At 68.1% G+C, this 14,657-nt stretch carries 21 protein-coding genes; 19 read left to right on the top strand and 2 right to left on the bottom strand.

Features of this window, described 5'->3' with window-relative positions; all coding sequences use genetic code 11:
* Position 1 precedes the first annotated feature (1 nt).
* The gene (locus UCD39_RS08490) at positions 2–211 is read left to right on the top strand and encodes a TOBE domain-containing protein (protein WP_145734548.1); all 210 of its coding nucleotides are present in this window, start codon (positions 2–4) and stop codon (positions 209–211) included.
* Between the two features lie 25 nt (positions 212–236).
* Here UCD39_RS08490 and UCD39_RS08495 read toward each other — a convergent pair whose 3' ends face one another.
* A complete protein-coding gene (locus UCD39_RS08495; RefSeq protein ID WP_330495623.1) occupies positions 237–815 on the bottom strand; it encodes a DUF2478 domain-containing protein in 579 nt (192 codons plus the stop codon).
* A gap of 326 nt (positions 816–1,141) precedes the next feature.
* Here UCD39_RS08495 and nifT point away from each other — a divergent pair, with 326 nt between their 5' ends.
* The 14 genes from nifT (at position 1,142) to UCD39_RS08565 (ending at position 9,032) form a co-directional block, all read left to right on the top strand.
* Entirely contained in the window at positions 1,142–1,357 is a 216-nt protein-coding gene (gene nifT / locus UCD39_RS08500; RefSeq protein WP_145734550.1) for a putative nitrogen fixation protein NifT, read from the top strand.
* A 1-nt stretch (position 1,358) separates the two neighbouring features.
* Positions 1,359–2,258 (top strand): SIR2 family NAD-dependent protein deacylase, encoded by a 900-nt coding sequence (locus UCD39_RS08505; RefSeq protein ID WP_330495624.1) that lies wholly within the window; start codon positions 1,359–1,361, stop codon positions 2,256–2,258.
* Positions 2,259–2,543: 285 nt separating this feature from the next.
* Positions 2,544–4,043, top strand: a complete 1,500-nt coding sequence (nifB, locus tag UCD39_RS08510) for a nitrogenase cofactor biosynthesis protein NifB (RefSeq protein WP_330496525.1) — start codon at positions 2,544–2,546, stop codon at positions 4,041–4,043.
* Positions 4,044–4,117: 74 nt separating this feature from the next.
* Entirely contained in the window at positions 4,118–4,342 is a 225-nt protein-coding gene (locus UCD39_RS08515) for a 4Fe-4S dicluster domain-containing protein (protein WP_145734553.1), read from the top strand.
* 11 nt (positions 4,343–4,353) lie between these two features.
* Positions 4,354–4,686, top strand: a complete 333-nt coding sequence (locus UCD39_RS08520) for a HesB/IscA family protein (RefSeq protein WP_330495625.1) — start codon at positions 4,354–4,356, stop codon at positions 4,684–4,686.
* A 39-nt stretch (positions 4,687–4,725) separates the two neighbouring features.
* A complete protein-coding gene (locus UCD39_RS08525) occupies positions 4,726–5,262 on the top strand; it encodes a hypothetical protein (protein WP_330495626.1) in 537 nt (178 codons plus the stop codon).
* Complete coding sequence (locus tag UCD39_RS08530) at positions 5,255–6,034, top strand: 4Fe4S-binding leucine-rich repeat protein (RefSeq protein ID WP_330495627.1); 780 nt, start codon at positions 5,255–5,257, stop codon at positions 6,032–6,034. The genes UCD39_RS08525 and UCD39_RS08530 overlap by 8 nt, the downstream gene beginning before the upstream one ends.
* The gene (locus tag UCD39_RS08535) at positions 6,031–6,378 is read left to right on the top strand and encodes a nitrogen fixation protein NifZ (RefSeq protein ID WP_330495628.1); all 348 of its coding nucleotides are present in this window, start codon (positions 6,031–6,033) and stop codon (positions 6,376–6,378) included. Before UCD39_RS08530 ends, UCD39_RS08535 begins: the two co-directional genes overlap by 4 nt.
* A complete protein-coding gene (locus UCD39_RS08540) occupies positions 6,375–6,614 on the top strand; it encodes a nitrogen fixation protein NifZ (RefSeq protein WP_330495629.1) in 240 nt (79 codons plus the stop codon). The genes UCD39_RS08535 and UCD39_RS08540 overlap by 4 nt, the downstream gene beginning before the upstream one ends.
* 43 nt (positions 6,615–6,657) lie before the next feature.
* On the top strand, positions 6,658–7,002 hold the full coding sequence (locus UCD39_RS08545) for a DUF3024 domain-containing protein (RefSeq protein WP_211102177.1): 345 nt from the start codon (positions 6,658–6,660) through the stop codon (positions 7,000–7,002).
* An 11-nt stretch (positions 7,003–7,013) separates the two neighbouring features.
* On the top strand, positions 7,014–7,274 hold the full coding sequence (locus UCD39_RS08550; protein WP_330495630.1) for a DUF6129 family protein: 261 nt from the start codon (positions 7,014–7,016) through the stop codon (positions 7,272–7,274).
* The gene (locus UCD39_RS08555; protein ID WP_330495631.1) at positions 7,271–8,443 is read left to right on the top strand and encodes a DegT/DnrJ/EryC1/StrS family aminotransferase; all 1,173 of its coding nucleotides are present in this window, start codon (positions 7,271–7,273) and stop codon (positions 8,441–8,443) included. Before UCD39_RS08550 ends, UCD39_RS08555 begins: the two co-directional genes overlap by 4 nt.
* Positions 8,444–8,490: 47 nt before the next feature.
* The gene (locus UCD39_RS08560; RefSeq protein WP_145734561.1) at positions 8,491–8,799 is read left to right on the top strand and encodes a 2Fe-2S iron-sulfur cluster-binding protein; all 309 of its coding nucleotides are present in this window, start codon (positions 8,491–8,493) and stop codon (positions 8,797–8,799) included.
* A gap of 14 nt (positions 8,800–8,813) precedes the next feature.
* Positions 8,814–9,032, top strand: coding sequence for a hypothetical protein (locus UCD39_RS08565; RefSeq protein WP_330495632.1), 219 nt, complete (start codon positions 8,814–8,816; stop codon positions 9,030–9,032).
* Positions 9,033–9,065: 33 nt separating this feature from the next.
* Here UCD39_RS08565 and UCD39_RS08570 read toward each other — a convergent pair whose 3' ends face one another.
* Positions 9,066–9,491, bottom strand: a complete 426-nt coding sequence (locus tag UCD39_RS08570) for a group II truncated hemoglobin (protein ID WP_330495633.1) — start codon at positions 9,489–9,491, stop codon at positions 9,066–9,068.
* Positions 9,492–9,764: 273 nt separating this feature from the next.
* Between UCD39_RS08570 and sufB the strand changes: the two genes are divergently transcribed.
* From sufB to UCD39_RS08590, 4 genes are read left to right on the top strand one after another with little or no spacing between them, the layout of a single operon-like run.
* Complete coding sequence (gene sufB, locus UCD39_RS08575) at positions 9,765–11,249, top strand: Fe-S cluster assembly protein SufB (RefSeq protein ID WP_330495634.1); 1,485 nt, start codon at positions 9,765–9,767, stop codon at positions 11,247–11,249.
* A gap of 46 nt (positions 11,250–11,295) precedes the next feature.
* A complete protein-coding gene (gene sufC / locus UCD39_RS08580) occupies positions 11,296–12,054 on the top strand; it encodes a Fe-S cluster assembly ATPase SufC (RefSeq protein ID WP_322485381.1) in 759 nt (252 codons plus the stop codon).
* 19 nt (positions 12,055–12,073) lie between these two features.
* A complete protein-coding gene (gene sufD, locus UCD39_RS08585) occupies positions 12,074–13,378 on the top strand; it encodes a Fe-S cluster assembly protein SufD (protein WP_330495635.1) in 1,305 nt (434 codons plus the stop codon).
* Positions 13,375–14,643, top strand: coding sequence for an aminotransferase class V-fold PLP-dependent enzyme (locus UCD39_RS08590; protein WP_330495636.1), 1,269 nt, complete (start codon positions 13,375–13,377; stop codon positions 14,641–14,643). The genes sufD and UCD39_RS08590 overlap by 4 nt, the downstream gene beginning before the upstream one ends.
* Positions 14,644–14,657: the final 14 nt, after the last annotated feature.

Here is a 14,657-nt window from a genome sequence, read left to right on the forward strand (position 1 = left end):
AATGAAGCTGAGCGCGCGTAACGTCATCGCCGGTAAGGTCGTTGCGGTCACCAAGGGGGTGACCACGGCCCATGTGAAGATCGAGATCGCCAGCGGTCGCCTGATCACTTCCTCCATCACCAACGAGGCGGTGGACGACTTGGACCTGAAGGTCGGCGACGACGTCTCCGCCATCATCAAGTCTTCCGACGTGCTGATCGGCAAGGAATAAGGGCCGCGCGGCCCTGTTCCCCGCGTTATTGTAGAGCGGCGGCTGGCTCAGCCTGCCGCCGTTCCGCCCGGCGGGCCCACTCCTGCCACCAGTCGGCCACCACCGCCGCGTCGCAGGCCAGGGTGGTACCGTAGCCGCCGGTGAAGGCCGTCCAGGCGTCGTAGAAGCGCCAGGGCACGGCGGTGAGGACCGGCAGGCCCGCGTCGATGGCGGACGCGATCTCACCGCGCAGGCCGCGTCCCTCGGCCTCCGTCTTGCCGAACTTGTTGACCATCACCAGTTCCACCCGGTCGGCGACCGCTTCGGCCACGGCCAGGGCCGCGTCCGCCAGCCCGCCCGTGTCCAGGCGACAGGCCACGGAACCGGGCCCCAGGTTCTGGCAGATGGGGATGACCCGGCCGCTGCGCAGATCCACAACGTCCATCAGCTTGACGGGGCCGCACTCGCTCCGGCGGTTGCGCTGGACGATGCCGCCCACCCGGCGGCCCTGATCCCGCAGGCCCAGGGCGAAATCGGCCAGCAGGCTGTCCACATCCTCCTCCGGCTGATAGACGACGGCGGCCAGGTTCAGCAGGTTTTCGGTGTAGGTGACGCTGTCGGGCATGGGGACCTCCTGTCGGCGGAAGTGTCCCCGGCGCGGGCGCCGGGGGTCAAGGGGACACATGGTCCCCCGGGGACCATTTCCCCCATCTGGCCACTGCATCCCGCATGCCATGCCAATGAAGACAGGGACAGGCCGGTTTGCGGCGGCGGAGCGAGCCGGCGCGGTAAGGGATGCGACAGGCCTTGTCGGGTTCCCGACGCGGCGATGCGCGGGGCGGCGCGGCGAAAGGGCGGAGTTCCGCTGCTTTCTCGAATGGCACAGCCCTTGCTGAAATGGGTGGGCCCGCAAACCTGCCCAAGGCCACATCAGCGCAAGGACCGGTCCCCATGAAAGTGATGATCCGCCGTTCGCCTGAAAGCGGCCTTTCCATCTATGTGCCGAAGAAGGATTTGGAGGAGCCGGTGGTCGAGACCGAGCACGAGGGCCTGTGGGGTGGCTGGATCCGCATCGCCAACGGCTGGGTCCTGGACCTGCCGGAAATGGCGGCGGATACGCGCCTGCCTGTGACGGTGAACGCCCGCAAGCGGGGGGAGGAGGACTGAGATGACGGTTTCAGCGACCGCGGCCCCGGAAGGCCCCCTGACGGCGCCTCCCGCTCTGACGGACGGACTTGAGGCGGAGCGACTGCTGGCCGATCTGGCCGCCCGGCTGCGGGCCGGCGCGCTGGTCCCCTATCTGGGGCCGGCCCTGGCGCAAGTGTCCCCGGACTTGCCGGAAGCGCCGGTGACGCATGAGGCGCTGGCCGAGTTCTTCGCGGCCAAGGTGGCGCTGCCCCGCCGGGCCAAGGGCAACGCCTGGGCGGCCGCGCAGCATATCGAAAGCACCCGCCACCGTTCCACGGTGTCGGCCCTGATGGCGGAGGCGTTTCGGGCGCCGATGGCGCCCACAGCCTTGCACCATCACTTGGCGGCGTTGGGCGTGCCCCTGATCGTCGACACCTGGTACGACGGCGCCATGCGCGCGGCCCTGGCGGCGGCCTCGACGGCCTGGGGGGAGGTGCAGGGTATCACCCGCGCCGGCATCGGTGAGGATCGCTGGTACCGCTTCTACGACGCCCAGGGACAGGAAACGGGGCGGGACGCGGCGGAGGCCTGGGACACGGTCCTTTACAAGCCGCATGGCGGCGTGGACCCGGTCCGCAACTTCCTGATCTCCGATGCCGACTATGTCGAGGTCCTGACCGAGATCGACATCCAGACACCCATTCCCGACATCGTCAAGGAACGGCGGCGGGGGCGCGGCTTCCTGTTCGTCGGGTGCCGCTTCCATGACCAGTTGTTGCGGACCTACGCGCGGCAGGTGTCCAAGCGCTCGGGCGACCGCCATTACGTCGTGGTGGACCCCGGCGACCTGACGCGCAACGAGGTGAAGTTCTTCTCGGCCCACGGTTTGGTCCCGGTCGCCGTGCCCCTGGCGCGGGCGGTTTCGATTTTGTGCGGCTGACCCTGTCGGCTTGCCGACGTGTTGTCCGGCTTGCGCTGGGTTTGTCGGCAAGCGGACAGGGGCCACGGGGCGAAAGCCCAAGCATTCTGGCGCTTTCGCCCGTCCGATGAGTGGCATGGCCTTTGCTTAGTAGTTGGAAGCCGCCGGCCCCGTGTCGCTTGAGGCGTAAAGCAAACTTTCCAATCGAGAGTGCTGGCGCGATCCGCCGGCCCAACAAGAGGAACGGACATGCACGCATCCACATCGCAGGGCGGTTCGGGCACTCTGGTCACCATCGACGCCGTGATGCAGCAGGTGGCCGAGCATAAGGGGTGCGGCACGCAGGGCGGCAGCGGCAAGGCCAGCTGCGGGTCCGCCGCCGGGCAGGGCGACCTGCCGCCGGAGATTTGGGAAAAGGTGAAGAACCATCCCTGTTACAGCGAGGAGGCCCACCACCACTATGCCCGCATGCATGTGGCCGTGGCGCCCGCCTGCAACATCCAGTGCAACTACTGCAATCGCAAGTATGACTGCGCCAACGAATCCCGGCCCGGCGTGGTCAGCGAGCGGCTGACGCCGGAGCAGGCGGCCAGGAAGGTGCTGGCCGTCGCCTCCACCATCCCGCAGATGACCGTGCTGGGCATCGCCGGGCCGGGCGACCCCCTGGCCAACCCGGCCAAGACCTTCAAGACCTTCGAGCTGATCTCCCAGACGGCGCCGGACATCAAGCTGTGCCTGTCGACCAATGGCCTGGCGCTGCCGGACCATGTCGACACCATCGCCCGCTACAACATCGACCACGTCACCATCACCATCAACATGGTGGATCCGGAGGTGGGGGCGAAGATCTATCCCTGGGTTTTCTGGAACCACCAGCGCTACACGGGGGTGGAGGCGGCGCGGCTGCTGACCGAGCGCCAGCTGCGCGGCCTGGAGATGCTGACCGAGCGCGGGATCCTGTGCAAGGTCAACTCCGTCATGATCCCGGGCGTCAACGACCACCATCTGGTGGAGGTGAACCGGGCGGTGAAGTCGCGCGGCGCCTTCCTGCACAACATCATGCCCCTGATCTCCGCGCCTGAACACGGCACCGTCTTCGGCCTGACGGGCCAGCGCGGCCCCACGGCCCAGGAACTGAAGGCCCTGCAGGACGCCTGCGAGGGGGAGATGAACATGATGCGGCACTGCCGCCAGTGCCGGGCCGATGCCGTCGGCCTGCTGGGCGAGGACCGCAGCGCCGAATTCACCACCGAGAAGATCATGGAGATGGAGGTGGATTACGACCTGGAAGGTCGCAAGGCCTATCAGGCGCGGGTGGAGGAGGAGCGGGTGGCCAAGGTGGCCGCCAAGCAGGAGGAGTTGGCCGGCCTGGTGGGCGCGGACAGCGACATCCGGCTGCTGGTGGCGGTGGCCACCAAGGGCTCCGGTCTCATCAACGAGCATTTCGGCCACGCCAAGGAATTCCAGGTCTATGAGCTGTCCACCGCCGGCGCCAAGTTCGTGGGCCACCGGCGCGTCGATCTTTATTGCCAGGGTGGTTTTGGCGATGAGGACAGCCTGCAGACCGTCATCCGCGCCATCAACGACTGCCACGCCGTCTTTGTCGCCAAGATCGGCGGCTGCCCCAAGGCGGACCTGGTGCAGGCCGGTATCGAGCCCGTGGACCACTATGCCCATGAGTTCATCGAGAAATCGGCCATCGCCTGGTTCAAGGGCTATCTGGAAAAGGTGGCCGCCGGAGAGCTGACCCACACCCCGCGCGGTGACGCCGCCATCCGCCAGGGCGCCCTGATCGTCGCCGCCTGACGCGCATTCCGTTTGGACCGGGGCCGGCCGCATCCGGCTCCGGCGCCACATTTACCAAGGGAGAACACGAAGCCATGGCCTACAAGATCGTCGCCTCACAATGCACCAGCTGCTCCGCCTGCGAGGCGGAGTGCCCGAACGTGGCGATTTCGGAAAAGGGTGGCACCTTCGTCATCAATCCGAAGAAGTGTACGGAATGCATCGGGTATTTCGATGTGCCGCAGTGCGTCGCCGTCTGCCCGGTGGACAACACCTGTGTCATCGACACCGCCTATCCCCGCTATCAGGCGGCCGGTTGAGGGGGATGGCGATGACCTTCACGATCACCCCGGCGGCCGAGCGCTTCATCCGCTTCATGCTGCGGGCCGATGGTGGGCCCCAGGCTGGCTTCCGCCTGGTCCTGAGCCCCGGCGGCTGTTCCGGCCTGTCAGCCGACATGAGCGTCCGCGCGACCCCTGAACCGGGAGACGCGGTGGTGGAGCGTGACGGCGTGCGCCTGTTCCTGCCGGCGGAAAGCCGGCTGCTGCTGGCCGGCGTCACCATCGACTTCGCGGACGGCGCCGCGCAGACCGGCCTGGTGTTCCGCGACCCCAAGGCCACGTCCTGCGCCACCGCGTCCACGCCCATCGTGCGGCTGCAATAACCGGGGGACGGGACCATGCGGGCGGCGGACAGGACCCTGATGATGTCCCCTGACGGGAACGGGCAGTCCCCCATCCCGGATGATGACGTGCTGTCCCTCGCCGTCCTGGGGGGTGGTCTGCCGCCGGAAGTGCAGCATCACCTGTCCGCCGCCGCCGAGGCCTATCACCTGGATGAGGTGGCGGAACGCCACCTGCGTCTGGCGCGCCTGGCGGCGCCTTGGCATCCGGCTGTCCTGATCGCCCTCTATCGCTTTTACTTCTACAAGGGCCGGCTGAAGGAGGCGCTGGATATCGCCCGCCTGTGCCTGGCCAAGGCGGCGCAGGACAACCACCTGCCTGCGGACTGGCGCCAGGTCGTGGCCACGGATGCGGATTTCAGCCGCTTCGACGCGCCGCTGCCCCGCTTCTTCCTGTTCACCCTCAAGGGCTACGCCTACCTGCACATGCGCACCGGTGGCCTGGATGAGGGCTTGGCGGCCGTCTTGAAGCTGCTGGAGCTGGACCCCAGCGACAAGGTCGGGGCCCAGGTGCTGCTGAACGTCATTCATCGCATGGGGCAGGATGATCATGACTGACATCGATGAAGCCGTGGACTGGCGGGGCCAGGTGATTTCCTGTGGGACGTGCGCCCACGCGGCCCTTCACGCCGCCGGCCGCTGCCGGCTGAAGCACGCCTGCGTCAACGACCGCTATGCCCGCCGCATCGACCGGTTCTTCACCTGGAATCCCGGTCTGGCCAATGGCCATGTGCGCCATCCGCATTTCGAGGTGCGGGCCATCGCCGCCAAGCACGCCGACATTTTCCTGTTACCGCCCATGCTGGATGATCCCGAGGAGGCGGTGCGCTGGAACGCCGTGCGGCGCCTGCCCCGGCGCTATGCCTTGCGCCTGCGCGACGATCCCCACCGCGAAGTGCGCATACGGGTCGCCGCCCTGCTGGAGGAGGCGGACCTGATCCCCATGGTGCGGGATTCTGATTATTACGTGCGCCTGATGGTGGCGCGCCGCGTCGGCCCCGGCCTGCTGGCCCGCATGATCGACGACAAGGAGCCGGAGGTGCGCCGCCTGGTCGCCGCCCGCGCGCCGGTGGAGTGGCTGATCCGCATGGTCGCGGATGCCGACGCCAGCGTGCGGCATGAGGTGTCCAAACGCCTGCCGGGCGACCTGCTGGCCCGCCTGAAGCGTGACCCCGACTGGCGGGTGCGGTTCGAGGTCGCCACCCGCCTGCCCGTGGCGCAGCTCGCCGATCTGGCCCGGGATGAGGACATCCTGGTGCGGGAAATGGTGGCCTCGCGCCTCTCTCGGACCTCGATGCTGGAGCCCCCCATGCTGGAGGTTGTGCCATGAGCAATATCGTTCGCGACAGCGACGTGGTCGAGATCGTTGACCCGCCCGCCTTCACCTATGGGGAAAAGGTGCGGTCCCGGCGCACCGTCCGCAATGACGGCACCTATGCCGGGAAGGAGATCGGCGACATCCTGGCCAAGAAGGGCGAGGAGGGCTACGTCGTCAGCATCGGCACCTTCCTGCAGCAATTCTATATCTACGGCGTCGAATTCCTGGGCAGCGGCAACCGCGTGGGCATGAAGCGCAAGGAGTTGGAGGCCGTCTTCGCGCCGGCCGAGGATGACGACACCCCCCTGCCCACCGCCCTGCCGGTACCGGGCCAAGTCCTGGGGGGCCGGCCATGATCGAGGCCCGGCAACCCCTGTACCAATGGGGACAGCGTATGCGCGTGGTCACCGACCTGGTCAACGACGGCGGTTACCCCGACATGCCGGCCGACGCCCTGCTGGAACCGGCGGGCACGGTGGGGGAGATCGTCCAGGTCGGCACCCATGTCGACAGCGGCACGCCCATCTACCTGGTCGAATTCGCCGACCGGCGGGTGATCGGCTGCCTGGAGGAAGAGATCGTTCCGGTGTGAAGGAGCAGACCTGGCGGAAGGGCCCAGGGGAGGGGCTATGTGCATGATGGCGGCATCGCAAAGTCTCCCCATCGGGGGGCATCCCAACGACGTGGACCGCAAGCGCATCGAGCGCGCCCTGCGATCGCGCCAGCGCTATCTCTACGTCCGCCCCACCGTCGTGCCGGCGGCGGGCGGCTACCGCATCGAAAGCCCCTGCTGTTCCCGCAATGTGGACCGCGAGGGCGGGGTGGTCGACGTGGCGCTGATCCAGTTCAGCCAGGGGACCTGGCGGCTGTTTCGCAAGGACCATGTCCAGGGCGTCTGGGAACTGCACGGCGCCTTCGGCCGGTTGAGTGACCTGTTGGACCTGCTGAACGTCGATGCCGACCGGCAGTTCTGGCAATGACGGGGGATGACATGGCGGTGAGTGGAGAGGATCTGGCGACGATGGATGCCATCCTGGGCGCAGCGGCGGAGGATGTCTTCGCCACGCTGCGCCACCAGCTGCCCCATCTGGCCTGGACGCGGTGCGACGCGGCGGATGTGGCCGAGGACCCGTTCCGCCGTTACGGCGGCTTCGACGTGCATCTTTTGGACGGCAGTGGGCATTGCGTCCGCCTGACGGATGAGCCCGCGCACGCCACCGGCGTTCTGCTGGCCCGGCGGGGTGCGCCATGACCGCCCTGGCCGAGGTTCCGGAGGCGGATGGCCTGATCCGCCTCAGCGATCCGGACATCACGCCCGCGGATCTGGCGGCGGTGGAGCGGGTGCTGCGCTCCCCCACCCTGGGGGTCGGGGCGGTGACGGCGGCGTTCGAGGCGGCGTTTGCCGCCTATCTGGGGCGGCGCCATGCCGTGGCGGTGGCCAGCGGTACGCTGGGACTGCTGATGGCCTTGCGGGCGCAGGGCATCGGGCCGGGGGATGAGGTCATCGTCTCCCCCTACGGCTTCCGTGAGACGCAGCACGCCGTCAGCCTGTGTGGCGCCCGGCCGGTCTTCGCCGACATTGATTATTGGGCGGGGACGCTGGCGCCGGAAAAGGCGGCCGCCCGCGTCACCTCCGCCACGCGCGCCATCGTGGCCGCCAACACCAATGGCCACCCAGCGGCCTGGTCGGCGTTGCGGGACCTGGCGACGGCGCATGACCTGGTCCTGATCGAAGATTCGACCGAGGCCATCGGCTCACGGTATCGGGGCGCCTTGGTCGGTACCTTCGGAGACACCGCCGTGTTCGATTTCTCCCAGCCCGGCGCGCTGTGCTGTGGCGAGGGCGGCATGGTGGTGACGGACGATACCGACATCGCCATGGCCCTGCGCCGGCAGTGCCGCCACAGTCTGGCGGAACGCACCTCCGTGGTGGTGGGGGGCACGCCGCCCTATCAGGCGGGCTTGAGCGACCTGGCGGCGGCCCTCGGGCTGGCCCAGTTGCGGCGGCTGGACGAAATCCTGGAAAAGCGCCGGGGCGTGCAGCACCTGTATTTCAAGTACGTCCAGTCCTTCGAGGGCATCAAGGACCCCTACATCGGGCCGGATGTCACCGAGGTGAACTGGTTCCTGTACCTGGTTCAGCTGGGCACCCGCTTTTCCCGATCCAGCCGCGACGCCATCGTCGAGGATCTGCGCCTGGCGGAGGTTGAGGCCGCCGCCTACTGCCAGCCCCTGCATCTGCAGCGGCACTATTTCGACCTGGGTTACCGCCGTGGCGACTACTTCGTGACCGAGAAGGTGGCGGACCGCGCGGTGGCTCTGCCGTTCCACACACACCTCGGCGAAGACCAGATCGCCTATGTGGTGGAGACCATGAAGGACGCCTCCGTCAATGTCGGCGCCGGGGCCGCGATCTACTGATCCATTCCTCACCATTCCAGCCTCAAAGATTTCAGGGAGCGTTTTCCATGTCACTTCTCACCATCCTGCCGTCCGGCAAGACTGTGGACGCCGCCGAGGGTATGACCCTGCTGGCCGCCATCCTGGCCGCGGACGAGACCTTGACCCACAAGTGCAACGGCAACGCCTCCTGCGGCACCTGCCATGTGTTCGTTCAGGAGGGCCGCAAGGGCCTGTCCCGTATCGCGCGGGAGGAGAACGAGCGGCTGGACGCCATGGTGGGCGTGGGGTCGAAGTCGCGTTTGGCCTGCCAGGCCAAGGTGCTGGGGACCGAACCCATCAAGGTGGAACTGCTGGGCTTCGGGTCCGGCCTATAAGACAGGAGGGGCGAATGCACGTCGAAACGGTGATGATCCACGTCCGCTTCGCGCCGGACGGCTCGGTGACGGAGATCGGGGAGAGGCCGCCGGCCCTCTCCCCGCAAGCCTGGTTCAACCTGCTGAGCGTGAAGGCGGCCGACCAGTACCAGACCTTTGCCGGTGGGCGGGGTGTCTTCCGCCTGGGGCGGTCGGAGATCGAAGGCTTGAAGGGGGCGGCCGCCGCCCAATAGGCCGCCGCCTTTCTGAGGGGCGCCGCGGCCGGGTCATCCGGGCGCGGCGCCCGCTTCCGTTTCCGGCTGGTTGCGCATCCAGTCGGCCAGGGGCGCCAACGCGCCCAGGATGGCCTGGCGGATCGCGTCATCCGGAACGGTGACCGTCAGCGCCCGGACCATGCACAGCATCCAGGCGTCGCGCTCCGCCGTGCCGATCCTGAAGCCCATATGTCGCGCGCGGAGGCGCGGATGCCCCCGCTCCGCCAAATAGGCGTTGGGGCCGCCCATCCATTGCGCCAGATACAGAATCAGGACGCGCTTCGTTTCCGCCAGGTCGGCCGCGTGCAGGGCACGCAGTTGCCGGGCCTCCGGCGCCGTGTCCATCTCATGGTAGAACGCTTCCACCAGCCGGCTGATAGCGGCCTGGCCGCCGATGGCCTCATAGATCGTCGTCTGGACGGTCGCTTCAATTGCCATGGCTGCTTCCGCTCCTGTGCCGTGTCGCCATTTCCCGCTTGGGAAACTGCAGAAATCGTGCCGCCGCGTGTAGGGGGCCGAACCCCCGTGCGTGTCGGCCGTATTGGCGCCCACGGCGGCCCTTGGTGGTGAATCCCCCTGTCGGGATTGTGACAAACGTCGGGTTACGGACGCGCCAATCCCTTGGAAAAGCGCGGAAAAGCGGGACGTCGCCGCTGGCACGCAGGTTGCTGAACGTATTGGGCAAGCCCAGCCACGACCGGATCGGCCATCATGTCGGACATCACGACCGCCAACCGCCCCGCCAGCAGCGCCACGGCGCCCGACGTTCTGGACGGCATCGTCCAAGGCGATGGGTACAAGTACGGCTTCGTGACCGAGGTCGAGACCGACGACGCGCCACCGGGCCTGAACGAGGACACCGTCCGCTTCATCTCCGCCAAGAAGGGGGAGCCCGGGTGGCTGCTGGAGTGGCGGTTGAAAGCCTTCCGCCGCTGGCAAACCATGACACCCCCGGACTGGGCTAAGCTGGACATCGCTCCCATCGATTACCAGGCCGCCAGCTACTACTCCGCGCCCAAGGTGGCCGCCGGCCCGAAGAGCCTGGATGAGGTCGATCCCGAGCTGTTGAAGACGTATGAGAAGCTGGGCATCCCGCTGGGGGAGCGCGCGGCCTTGGCCGGGGTGGCGGTGGACGCCGTGTTCGACAGCGTCTCCGTCGCCACCACCTTCAAGGACAAGCTGGCCGACCTCGGCATCATCTTCTGTTCCTTCGGCGAGGCTGTGCGGGAACACCCGGACCTGGTGCGGCGCTACCTCGGTTCCGTGGTGCCGCAGGGCGATAATTTCTTCGCCGCCCTGAACTCCGCCGTGTTCAGCGACGGCTCCTTCGTCTACGTCCCGCCGGGCGTGCGCTGCCCCATGGAGCTGTCCACCTACTTCCGCATCAACGCCGCCAAGACCGGCCAGTTCGAACGCACCCTGCTGATCGCCGACAAGGGGGCCTATGTCAGCTATCTGGAGGGGTGCACCGCCCCGCAGCGTGACGAGAACCAACTGCACGCCGCCGTGGTGGAACTGGTCGCCCTGGAGGATGCGGAGATCAAATACGCCACCGTCCAGAACTGGTACCCCGGGGATGAGAACGGCAAGGGCGGCATCTACAACTTCGTCACCAAGCGCGGCGCCTGCCGGGGCGCTCGGTCCAAGATCAGCTGGGCGCAGGTGGAGACGGGGTCGGCCATCACCTGGAAATACCCCAGCTGCCTGCTGGAGGGCGAGGGGGCGACGGGCGCCTTCTATTCCGTGGCGATCACCAACAACCGCCAGCAGGCCGACACCGGCACGAAGATGATCCATATCGGTCGCAACACCACCTCGACCGTCATTTCCAAGGGCATCTCCGCCGGGCGGGGGCAGAACACCTACCGCGGCCAGGTCAAGGTGCTGTCCGGCGCGGATGGTGCCCGCAACTACACCCAATGCGACAGCCTGCTGATCGGCAAGCGCTGCGGCGCCCACACCGTGCCCTACCTTGATGTGCGCCACCCCGGCGCCACGGTGGAGCATGAGGCGACCACCTCCAAGATCAGCGACGACCAGATGTTTTACTGCCAGCAGCGCGGCCTGACGGCGGAGGACGCGCTGTCGCTGATCGTGAACGGCTTCTGCAAGGAAGTGCTGAACGAACTGCCCATGGAATTCGCGGTCGAGGCGCAGAAGCTTCTGGCCGTTAGCCTCGAAGGCAGCGTCGGCTAGGCCGCCTGCCCCTTCCCGCCACCCCGACCCAGTGAAGGGAACCATTATGAGCAAGCTTCTGGAAATCCGTGGATTGCGGGCCCGCATCGCGGGGGGGCGCGAGGTGCTGAAGGGCATCGACCTGGACGTGTCGCCCGGGGAGGTGCACGCCATCATGGGCCCCAACGGCGCTGGCAAAAGCACCCTGTCCAGCGTGCTGGCCGGCAAGCCGGGCTATGAGGTGACGGAGGGGACCGTGCGCTACCTGGGCCACGATCTGCTGGCCATGCCGGCGGATGAGCGGGCGCGGGAAGGGGTGTTCCTGGCCTTCCAGTACCCGGTGGAGATTCCAGGCGTGAACAACATGTACTTCCTGCGCGCCGCGCTCAACGCCGGGCGGCGCCAGCGCGGACAGGCGGAGCTGGACGCGCAGCAATTCCTGAAGTCGGTGCGGGAGCGTCTGAAGCTGCTGGACATCGGCGACGACCTGCTGCGGCGCGCGGTCAATGTCGGCTTTTCCGGCGGCGAGAAGAAGCGGAACGAGATTTTCCAAATGGCCATGCTGGAACCCCGGCTGGCCATCCTGGATGAGACGGACAGCGGCCTGGATATTGACGCCCTGCGCGCCGTGTCGGACGGGGTCAACCGCCTGCGCGACCCGGCCCGCGCCATCGTCATGATCACCCATTACCAGCGGCTGCTGGATTATATCGTGCCCGACCGGGTCCATGTCCTGGCCGATGGCCGCATCGTCGCCTCGGGCGACAAGACCTTCGCCGCGGAGCTGGAGCGCACCGGCTACGCCCATCTGGTCGATGCGGCTTGAGGCGGGGGGAGCCATGCTGATGACCGACGATAGCGCCCCCTTCCGTGAGGGTTTCGACCAGATGCTGGCGACCCTGGTGGAACCCGTCTGGCTCACGTTCCGCCGGCGCGCGGAAATGGACCGGTTCGCCCTGCTGGGTTTCCCCACCCGTCGGCAGGAGGCATGGCGGTTCACCGACCTGGAGCCGCTGACGACGGCGGCGCCCCTGCCAAGGGTGGCGGCCAATGACCTGCCGTCCCCGGCGTCGCTGGCGCCCTGGCTGCTGCCCGCCGCCACCCACCGGCTGGTGCTGGCCAATGGCCGCGTCGCGCCGTCGCTGTCGGCCGGGCCGGCGCTGCCGGATGGCGTATGGCTGGCGTCGGTGGCGGAGACGCTACACCAGCGCCCGGACCTGCTGGAAGGCGCCTTTGGCGATGAGGGCGGGGCGTTGGCCGCGCTGAACGCCGCTCTGTTCACCGACGGGGTGGTTCTGGCGCTGGAGCCGGGCGTGATCCTGGAAACCCCGGTGGAGGTCATCCACCACACCGTCACGGCCGGCGCCCACGTCCGTCTGCACATCGCCCTGGGCGCCGGCTCCCGCGCCACGGTGGTGGAGACGGCGGTCGGCCCGGATGGTGAAAATGACGGGGGGGTAGCCAGCTGGGGCAATACTGTTGGCGTCGTCACCCTGGGGGCGGACGCGGTCCTGACCCACCTGCACATCCAGGCGGAAGGGCCGGCGGCCTGCCACACGGCGGCGGTGCGGGCGGTGCTGGCGGACCGGGCGCGTTACGATGCGTGTGCGGTCATCACCGGTGCGCGTCTCTCCCGCCGGGACATGGCGGTCGTCCTGGCCGGTGACGAGGCCGAATTCCGATTGTACGGCGCTTATCTGCTGGATGGGGGGCAGGAGGCGACGCTGTCCGTTCGGGCCGATCATTTGGGGTTGGGTTGCCGCACGGATGAGGTGGTGAAGGGCGTGCTGGCGGGGGCGTCGCATGGCGTGTTCCTAGGCACCCTGGCCGTGGCGCCGGGGGCCGACGGCACCGATGCCCGCCAGGTCAACCGCAACCTGCTGCTGAGCCCGACAGCCCGCATCGACACCAAGCCCGAGCTTGAAATCCTGGCCGATGATGTCAAGTGCGCCCACGGCGCCACCGTCGGCAGCCTGGACGAGGCCGCGCTGTTCTATCTCCAGGCCCGTGGCATCGACCCGGAAACGGCCCGCCGCATGCTGGTTGAGGCATTCGCGGCGGAGGTCCTCGACGCCGTCGGCTTGCCCACCGCCTTGGCGGAACTGGCCCATCGGCATCTGCGGAGCTGGCTGGACGGGAGGGACTCATGACCATGCTGCTGGAAGACCGGGCGGAGACCTGGCCGGACACCACCACCTTCGATCCCCTGGCGATCCGCCGCCAGTTCCCCATCTTCGGGCGCAACCCCGGCCTGGTGTTCCTGGACACCGCCGCCAGCGCCCAGAAGCCGCGCGCCGTGATCGACGGCGTGGCGGAGTTCTATCGCACCGACTACGCCAACGTGCACCGAGGCGTCTATGGCTTGAGCGCCCGGTCCACCGCCCGGTTCGAGGCGGCGCGGGAAACCGTGGCGCGCTTCCTGAACGCCGCCGACCCGTCGGAGATCGTTTTCGTGCGGGGCGCCACAGAGGGCATCAACCTGGTGGCCCAATCCTGGGGGGCGGCCTTCCTGCGCCCCGGGGACCAGGTGGTGGTATCGGAACTGGAACACCACTCCAACATCGTGCCGTGGCAGATGCTGCGCCAGCGCCTGGGCATCGAGCTGGTGGTCGCGCCCATCGGCGCCGATGGCGGCCTGGACCTGGCGGCGTTCGAGCGCCTGCTGGGCCCGCGCACCCGCCTGGTGGCCATGACCCACCTGGCCAATGTCACCGGCCATATCGTGCCGGTGGCGGAGGTGGTGCGTCTGGCCCACGCGCAGGGGGCCAAGGTGTTGCTGGACGGCTGCCAGGCGGTGCCGCGCCTGCCGGTGGATGTGCGGGCGCTGGGCTGTGACTTCTATGTCTTCTCCGGCCACAAATGCTATGGCCCGACGGGCATCGGCGCGCTGTACGCCAAGCGCGCGCTGCTGGACGCCATGCCGCCCTGGCAGGGCGGCGGGGACATGATCCGCACCGTCAATTTCGCCGAGACGACCTATCAGGACGCCCCCCAGCGGTTCGAGGCGGGCACCCCCGACATCTCCGGCGCCATCGGCCTGGCCATGGCCTTGGATTTCATGGACGGCCTGGGCCGGGCCGCCATCCGCGATCATGAGGCGGCCCTGACCCGCTATGCCGAGGTGCTGCTGGCGGAGATGCCGGGCGTGACGCTGGTGGGGGTGGGGGGGCACCGGCTGGGGGCGCTGTCGTTCCTGGTGGACGGCATCCATCCCCATGACCTCGCCACCATCTTCGATCAGCACGACGTCGCCGTGCGGGCCGGCCATCACTGCGCCCAGCCGCTGATGGATCGCCTGGACCTGCCGGCGACGGCGCGTGCCTCCTTCGGGGTCTACAGCACGGAAGGGGACGTGGACCGCCTGGCGGAGGCCATCCGCGCGGCGCAGAGGCTGTTCGGCGCCGCGACCCGGTGAAAAGGGGAAAGTCC

It is taken from the genome of Nitrospirillum karajorum (assembly GCF_036348415.1).
Taxonomy (GTDB): domain Bacteria; phylum Pseudomonadota; class Alphaproteobacteria; order Azospirillales; family Azospirillaceae; genus Nitrospirillum; species Nitrospirillum amazonense_B.